This window comes from Polaromonas sp. CG_9.11 (genome assembly GCF_015752225.1).
Lineage (GTDB): Bacteria > Pseudomonadota > Gammaproteobacteria > Burkholderiales > Burkholderiaceae_C > Polaromonas.
This window is the reverse complement of sequence record NZ_JADOVE010000049.1, coordinates 1-7,574: the sequence shown is the minus strand read 5'-3', so window position 1 is coordinate 7,574 and position 7,574 is coordinate 1. Positions and strand designations below refer to the sequence as shown.

The following is a 7,574-nucleotide window of genomic DNA, read 5'->3' as shown; positions in this document are numbered from 1 at the left end:
GCCCTGCAACTCGGCTCTTTCCTGCTCTGACAAGGTGACTTTGTAATGTTCCATTCCCCATTGTCCACGTCAAATTTCTCATGACGCGACACTAGAGCGGCCGGGGTCAATGTAGAAACCATCCGGTTCTATCAACGCAAAGGCTTGTTGCCGGAGCCGGACAAGCCTTATGGCAGCATTCGCCGTTATGGCGAGACGGATGTGACGCGGGTGCGCTTCGTGAAGTCCGCCCAGCGGCTTGGATTCAGCCTGGACGAGATTTCCGAGCTGCTGCGTCTGGAGGATGGCACCCATTGCGAGGAAGCCAGCATCCTGGCCGAGGACAAGCTTAAGGATGTACGTGAGAAACAGGCAGACTTGGCGCGCATGGAGGCCGCGCTGTCCGATTTGGTGTGTGCCTGCCACGCGACGAAGGGGAACGTTTCCTGCCCGCGGATCGAGTCGCTGCAAGGGGAGAAAGCGCTTCGCGCTGACTGCGTGGGGTAATCAACGGGCGCTTTGACTTAGCGTGCTTTATTTTCCGTTTTCTGCGACGACCCCAAATACACCTGCTCGATCGGGCAGCCCGGGTGCATCAGCGAGCTTCCTGCGCGGCACGCCCCAGAGCGGCCAGCCGCTGCGGCGCAGGCAACTGCGTCAACTCCAGGCGCATGCCAGAGGCCAGCACCAGGGTGCAACTGCACGCAGGCGGCGCCTCAACAACGGCCGGGACAACGCGTAAGGCCACGAATTTGCCCAATGGAGGGCTCGGCGCCTTCAGCTTGCGCTGCCAGTAATACAGAGCCGTCACCGAAATCCCATGCTGCTTGGCATAGGCACTGGCCAAAACGCCTTGCAGTTTGGCCGCGGCCACATGCTGCTTCCAAAATTCCATTCCCATCTTCATGCTTGCTCCCTTTCAATTGAGATGCCCCAAGCATGCGCAAATCAGAACCCGCCAACAAGGCTGGGCTTTATGGAGCGCTTACGATATTCCGCCCCTGTCCAAGTCGCTTTGGCAGGCAGTGACTCACGTGGTTCGCGAGCGACTTCCAATGCGGCCGATCGCTCAGCGCTTGACGTTGGCTAATGCCTTCTCGGTGGCGTCGGACTGCCACATGTTTGTCGTCACGTCGACCTTCTTGCCAATCGTATTGTCCAAGTCGATCTGGACCTCATAGGTCTCGCCGCCCTTGACGATCTCGTATTCGAGGTAGTCCTTCTCGCGGTCGTTGACGGAGGTCACCTGATATCCGAGCTTCTTCAACTCGCCGGCATACCAGTTCTTGTCCTTGCCGACGGCCATAGCCTTTTCGATGCGCTCTTTTTCGCCGGTCCAGTTCTTCATGCGGGCCCGATCGCTGTAGGCCTCGTTTCCTTTCATATAGCCAGTCGCCGCCGGTACCACCTTGCCGGTCATCGCGGCTTTGGTAGCATCGGCGCGCCACATGTTGCTCGAAACTTCGACCTTGCTGGCCTTGCCGGCGTTGTCGAAGTCCAGTTGCACTTCATAGCTGCGGTTGTTCTTCACGACTTCGTACTCGACTTCGGAAGTCTTGTCCGAGTTGATCGAGGTGATCTGGAAACCTTGGTCGGTCAGTGCCTTCGAGTAATAGGCTTTTGACTCGCCCATCTTCAACTGCTTTTGCAGCATCTCTTTTTCGTTCGTCCAGTCCTTCATGTGCATACGGTCGCTGCTTCCCATGCGATCGTTGTTGAGCGCCGGGTTGGCTGTCTTATCGCCCGTGACCGGGGCGTTGCCAGCCGCAGTGTGCGTGGCCGCGTGGGCACTCAAGGGTGCCATCAGGCCGAAACTGAGGGCAGCGATGCCCAGGCCGAGTTTGGTGCGCTGAAAGTTCGTCGTCATGTGAGTCTCCTAGTTCTAGAAGAAACCGTCCGGTCGGCCGGCTGCGCGTTCCATCAAGGTTGTCGATCATCCGGTAGCAGTTCCTGTCGGGACAGGACGCCGAAGCCACCTGTTCAGAGGATGACTTTCCCCCCGGCAAGCCACGGGATCCATCAGTAAGGGGCCCGCGGGCTTGTCAGAGAAGTTCGACGTGGGAGCTGGCGCTGGCCTCGGGTTGTCCGCTCGTCGAGAGAGGGGTAGTCGTCGTGGCCCTCGGCACCACCGGCGTAATAGGTGTCGGGACGGGGCCTGTTGTACGGGCTGTTGCCCGCATCCGCTCGTGCAGATCCGGGTGGGCGATGAACAAACGGCCGAAGGCGATGAATACGGCGGGGTCCTGAGGGATAGCGGCTATGGCACTGTCGCGCTCGTAGTCGCCGTTGGCTTTGTAGGCACCGATGATGATCCGGAGCCGGCTCCAACAGATAGGAAATTCAACTGCATAAGGCCAGGCATGGAACTGAAAAGCGCCTTCAGGAGTCTTGTTTGTCCAGATGTGGCGATCTGAGTTTCCAACAATTTTCCGGCCAACGGCACAAGCACACACATTTTTTCTGCACTGAAGGCGATGATGCGTGGGTTCAGGGACGTGGAGCGGGCGCTCCCGGCGTCGTCTCGCCGCTGCTGACCAGACGCCTGAATTCCAAAAGTTTGGCGTTCAGCCGCCGGTGGTTACCCGGCCCGGTACGCAGCAGCATTTTTTGCCCAGCCGACAGCGCATTGATTGCTGGGTCAGTGAATTCATAACGCACCCAAGGTCGGAGCGACGGAATGGGGCCCTTGACCTCGACCAGCACCACGTCGAGCGGCTCGGGCTGCACCGGCGTGGACAGCAGCAGATCGATTACCGTGACGAGCCGGTCGTTGAAATAACGGCCAGGGAAACCCAGCTCTTCATAAGCCTGCTGAAACAGTGGGTACATCCGCTTGTAAAGACGCACAACAGCCGCAGCGTCCACCGACTCGACAAACCGCACGAAGGGTGTGTAGCGCAGGCTGTTGTCGGGGCTGATACGGGTCACGGCGGCGCTTGTGTTGCCGGCTTTTGCGCCGTTGGCAAGGGTGGTGAAGCGCCCGGGTGTCGGCACCACGGGCCACACCATAGGCGGGGCATGTTCGCGGGCCAAGTTGTCGGTGGTCGCCACAACGCGGCGGGCAAAACCCTCAAGGTGCAAAAAGGTCTGTACCTTGTCGCGCCCCAGCAGTTCGACCAGTGCCTTGCTCAACAAGGCGTCGGAGTCGGCCAGCGCGGGCAACGGCGCGCCAACGGCGGGCTCATCGGGCGCGGAGGTGATCGGGTATTGAGGCGCCGTAGGGGCAGGGGCAACCAGCGACGGCGCGGGCGCCGCGGCCACAGGGGTTTCGGGAATAGCCGGCAGGGGTTGCTGGCGCTGCTGCCACCAGTACCAAGCACCTGCACCCAGGGCGGCAAAGACAAGGACTGTCACAAGACGAGCTGCATGGTTGCTCATGGTTGTTGACGACGCGTATGACGTGCTTCTGAGATCGGATTTTCATGTTATCACCGCGGTAAATCCATAATGGCGAGGCGGTGAAACGCCTGTTGCGGTGCGTCACTGTCTTGCCAGATATGTCGACGCGCTGCCTACCTTAGTATACTGAAGGCCTCGGCGGCGGCGCATGCTTCAAGGATCAAAACATGCACCAACGGGATTCCAATTAGGCGCTGTTCGGAAAGTTAGACGACTGTGGCCAGAAGGCACGTTGTCTCCCGGAAGTTGTTTTCAGGCGCAAAGAATTGCATCGCTTCCACGCATCAAAAAAACCAGTTCTGTAATGCGGCAATTTGCCCAGAATTGGACTCAATGGCACCTACTTGGCCACATCGTTGGCGCTGCGGCTCGCATGGACCAGCTCAATGAGTTGCTGACGAAACTCCGGCGCGTTCGCCGTTCGGTATTTGCTCATCTCGGACTTCTTCGGTTTGAACCAAAAGGTGTCCGAGAAAGGAGGTCAACTCCAGCCTGCGCTGAAGCAGGATATGGCAGCAGCAGCGCGTTCAGCCGGGCCTTCATGGGGCGGGTCGGGCTGCCGCCCGGCGAGTGGCTGAAGAAAACCGACAGCCCCGGCGCAGAGAAGTCGGAAAAACCGGAGCCGGCTGGCCCGGCCCACGAGGAGTAACGCAACCGTCAGGCCGGTTGAAGCCGCGCCCGTGCGGCCACCCAGCCAGGTGCGCTCTGCCTGCGCCATGGCTCGTGAAGCCTGCGACCTACTTCGCCGGAGCGGCCTGGGTGCCCGGTGTGCCGTCCGCGCCGATGGTCGAGGGCGCGATGCCGGTGGCACTCACAGCCGATGACTGGGTCTGCAGTGCAGGCACAGGCCCGCCGGGTGGCGCTGCCGTGGTGCCGACACCCGGCCCCCGCCCGTTGGCTGCGGCGATGGCTTCGGCATAGCTGCCCTTGGCCCGCTTCAGGCACTCCCGCTCCTCGGCGCCCTTGAGCGCCAGGCATCTCTTGGTGGCAGTCTGGTACTCGGTGTCGGCCTTCTTGCGTATGCCGTGGTTTTCGGTTCGGGCCGCCCGGGTGTCGCGGGCTTTGGCATCGCTTCTCTTAGCATCTGGCCTGGCCTGGCCGTGCGGGTTGTCGCGTTTCGTAGCGTCCGTGGAAGGCGTTTCGCTTTGGGGCGAATTCGGCGTGGTCTGGGCCACGACCAAGCTGTTGCCGAAACAACCGAACGAGGCCGCCACGGCCAGTGTCATCAAAGTCTTTCTCATCAAAATCTAATGCTGCCGCCGGGCAACGGCATTGCCCTTTTTAAACCCTGCGTGAGGCGGTGGTTGTAGGACGCAGGGGGCAAGGAACGTGGGCCGACTTCAAGCCGCGCACAGCGTTCCCTGGAGAGTGCAGCGTCGCGCACCCACTGAGCCGTGCTCCCCAGTCACTGGTACTGAATTCCCTATCCGTGGTCCCGGACTCCGACGGAAATTACCGCACACCCTTTGCGTAACGCCACAAAAGTCCTCAAACTGAGCGAGCGCTTGGTCGAGCTGCATCACGCACCGGCCGGGCCTTCATCAACACAGTTAATTTTGTACCTCGCTGGAGGTTCAAGCAAAGTACCCAGCATCCCTTGTGTTGCGCTCAATGTCGTTCTGGTGTGTGAGGTCCTGTTCGTCGGTGCTGACACGCAGGTAGATGCGGGCAATATTCATGAAGGGATGGTCAAAATGGGTGTACTCAATTTGGCCCTTTGTAGGAGAGGTAGCCAAGAACGAATTCGCCAATGTAAATTGGCTACAACCTATTTGGCTACTTAAATTGACCGCTTAACCCGGTTTTCCGTTCCACTGCACCTCAAACCCCGAGTCGCAGGAAAATCGTCCAAAATTCACAGGGTTAGTGTTTCCAAAAACGATACTTTTTGAACCGCACCCATCCTGTCATTCTCAAGCATTGCTTGCTACGACCCCCAAAAAACCTCTCGTCAGCATGAACGGTATCGCCATGTGCAAACTCAAACGTTCATCACCGCCACCGAGCGCACGTTGAGATAGGCCTCCAGCGCTTCGGGTCCGCCTTCGGAGCCGTAGCCCGAGTCCTTGATGCCGCCGAACGGCATCTCGGCCGAAGGCATGGCGGGCATATTGATCCACAGCATGCCGACTTCGACACGGCGCGCCAGCAGATCTGCGTTCTTCAGCGAGCGCGTGAAGGCATAGCCGGCCAGGCCGAAAGGCAGACGGTTTGCCTCGAGGATGGCTTCATCCAGCGTGTTGAAGCTCTGGATGGCGGCCACCGGGCCGAAAGGTTCGTCGTTGAGTATCCTGGCGCCCTGCGGCACGTCGGTCAGCACGGTAGGCTGCCAGAAATTGCCCGACTCGCCAATGCGCATGCCACCGGCTAGCAGCGTGGCGCCACGCTCGACCGCATCCTGGGTGAACTCGGCCATCGCGGTGATTCTGCGTGCGTTGGCAAGCGGCCCCATCTGGGTGCCTTCGCTCAAGCCGTCGCCGACGCTCAAGCCCTTGGCGTGCGCAACCATGGCTGCAGCGAACGCCTTGACAATGCTTTCGTGCACGAGAAAACGCGTGGGCGAAATGCACACCTGACCGGCGTTGCGGAATTTCGCTCCGCCTGCGGTCTTGACGGCCAGCGCCACGTCCGCATCCTCGGCCACGATCACAGGCGCATGGCCACCGAGCTCCATGGTGCAGCGCTTCATGTGCTGGCCGGCCATGGCAGCCAGTTGCTTGCCCACCGGTGTGGAGCCCGTGAACGTAATCTTGCGTATGACAGGGTGTGCAATCAGATAGCTCGAAATCTCGGCCGGATGGCCATAGACCAGGCCCAGCACGCCGGGCGGAAGGCCTGCGTCGGCAAACGCGCGGATCAGCGCTGCCGGCGCGGCCGGGGTTTCCTCGGCAGCCTTGACCAGAACCGAGCAGCCCGCCGCCAGCGCCGGGCCGATCTTGCGCACCACCTGGTTGATCGGAAAATTCCATGGCGTGAAGGCAGCGACTGGCCCGACAGGGTCTTTCAGCACCATCTGGCGCATGGCAAGACTGGTGCGCGAAGGCACGATGCGTCCGTAGACGCGAAAGCCCTCTTCGGCAAACCACTCGATCAGATCGGCAGCGGCCATGGCCTCGCCCTTTGCCTCGATCAGCGGCTTGCCCTGCTCCTGGGTCAGCACTTGCGCAATGTCGTCCGCACGCTCGCGCATCAGGTTAGCTGCCCTGCGCATGATCTTGCTGCGCTCGGCAGGACTCATGTCGCGCCAGGTCTCGAAGCCTTTTTGAGCCGCTTGCAGCGCCTGGTCCAGATCGGCCTTGCCGGCATGCGCCAAGCGGCCTATAGGCTGGCCCGTGGCGGGATTGAGCACGGCCAGCGTGCGGCCGTCGCCGGCGTCCAGCCAGGCGCCGTTGATGAAGAGTTGGGTGTCGGGATAGGCCATGGGAAGTCTCTCTTGCCAAAGGTTGTTGTGAATGGTGTTTGATATTGTCGAGTTCGCTGTGCCGGTGTCATGAAGCCGAGGGCGCTGTGGCGATGCATGGCTATCGACGCTCCAACACCTCCTGCCGGAGAATCGTATTCACCCGCGTCTGCCAGCCCTTGCCTGAAGCCTTCAACGCCTCAAGCACATCCGCATCGACGCGCATGTTCAGCGTGGGCCGTTTGAGCGGAGCCGGCGGGCGCCCCATCCGCTTTTTGGCAGCGTCAAAGTCGGTCGGGCTGACTGGCTTGCCGGCCACCATTTGCTTTGCCGACTGAAAGAACTCAGGCCCGAGCTCCGGGGCGTCATCCACATCTGTCCAGTTAGAAGTTTTTGCGCTCTCGTTCATTGGCGTACCTCATGCAGATGATGCGGCGAGCCTTGCCGCGAGAGGTCCAGACCAGTACCACGAATCGTCCATCCAGCATGCCTATGCTGATGATGCGTGGCTCGCCATAGTCAGCGCGGCTATCGAGTTGGTCCAGCGTAGGACCGTCCAGGACACGAGCCGCTTCAGCAAAATCAGGGCTGTGCCCGTGCAGCGTGGTGGCTCGTTTTGTCTCGTCGTATTCGATGTGTATTGACTTATTGTATTGGCATTTAGTTTGTACCGCAATTATTGTTTGCCAATACAAATAGTCCGCCTAGTGTCGCGTCATGAGAAATTTGACGTGGACAATGGGGAATGGAACATTACAAAGTCACCTTGTCAGAGCAGGAAAGAGCCGAGTTGCAG

Annotated in this window: 8 protein-coding genes and 1 pseudogene; 2 read left to right on the top strand and 7 right to left on the bottom strand. The window is 60.1% G+C overall.

What is annotated here, in order from left to right; genetic code table 11:
- Nucleotides 1–93: 93 nt before the first annotated feature.
- Nucleotides 94–486, top strand: a pseudogene (gene merR / locus IWX85_RS19765) (Hg(II)-responsive transcriptional regulator); the annotation flags it as partial.
- An 88-nt stretch (nt 487–574) separates the two neighbouring features.
- On the opposite strand, the gene IWX85_RS19760 reads toward merR, so the two are convergent.
- The 3 genes from IWX85_RS19760 to IWX85_RS19750 form a co-directional block, all read right to left on the bottom strand.
- Complete coding sequence (locus IWX85_RS19760; protein WP_231380048.1) at nt 575–874, bottom strand: hypothetical protein; 300 nt, start codon at nt 872–874, stop codon at nt 575–577.
- Nucleotides 875–1,048: 174 nt separating this feature from the next.
- A complete protein-coding gene (locus tag IWX85_RS19755) occupies nt 1,049–1,846 on the bottom strand; it encodes a hypothetical protein (RefSeq protein WP_196870929.1) in 798 nt (265 codons plus the stop codon).
- A 620-nt stretch (nt 1,847–2,466) separates the two neighbouring features.
- Entirely contained in the window at nt 2,467–3,333 is an 867-nt protein-coding gene (locus IWX85_RS19750; protein WP_370584339.1) for a DUF3014 domain-containing protein, read from the bottom strand.
- Between the two features lie 418 nt (nt 3,334–3,751).
- Between IWX85_RS19750 and IWX85_RS20660 the strand changes: the two genes are divergently transcribed.
- Nucleotides 3,752–4,027 carry a helix-turn-helix domain-containing protein gene (locus tag IWX85_RS20660; RefSeq protein ID WP_231380047.1) on the top strand — a complete coding sequence of 92 codons (276 nt, stop codon included), beginning with the start codon at nt 3,752–3,754 and terminating at the stop codon, nt 4,025–4,027.
- A gap of 88 nt (nt 4,028–4,115) precedes the next feature.
- Here the strand turns inward: IWX85_RS20660 and IWX85_RS19745 are convergent, their stop codons facing one another.
- The 4 genes from IWX85_RS19745 to IWX85_RS19730 all read right to left on the bottom strand — a co-directional run bounded on the left by IWX85_RS19745 (nt 4,116) and on the right by IWX85_RS19730 (nt 7,473).
- The gene (locus IWX85_RS19745) at nt 4,116–4,604 is read right to left on the bottom strand and encodes a hypothetical protein (RefSeq protein WP_196870927.1); all 489 of its coding nucleotides are present in this window, start codon (nt 4,602–4,604) and stop codon (nt 4,116–4,118) included.
- A 755-nt stretch (nt 4,605–5,359) separates the two neighbouring features.
- Nucleotides 5,360–6,799: an NAD-dependent succinate-semialdehyde dehydrogenase gene (locus IWX85_RS19740; RefSeq protein ID WP_196870926.1), complete on the bottom strand. Its 1,440-nt coding sequence runs from the start codon at nt 6,797–6,799 to the stop codon at nt 5,360–5,362.
- A 100-nt stretch (nt 6,800–6,899) separates the two neighbouring features.
- The gene (locus IWX85_RS19735) at nt 6,900–7,187 is read right to left on the bottom strand and encodes a BrnA antitoxin family protein (RefSeq protein ID WP_196870925.1); all 288 of its coding nucleotides are present in this window, start codon (nt 7,185–7,187) and stop codon (nt 6,900–6,902) included.
- On the bottom strand, nt 7,162–7,473 hold the full coding sequence (locus IWX85_RS19730; protein ID WP_231380046.1) for a BrnT family toxin: 312 nt from the start codon (nt 7,471–7,473) through the stop codon (nt 7,162–7,164). Before IWX85_RS19730 ends, IWX85_RS19735 begins: the two co-directional genes overlap by 26 nt.
- Between the last annotated feature and the right edge of the window lie 101 nt (nt 7,474–7,574).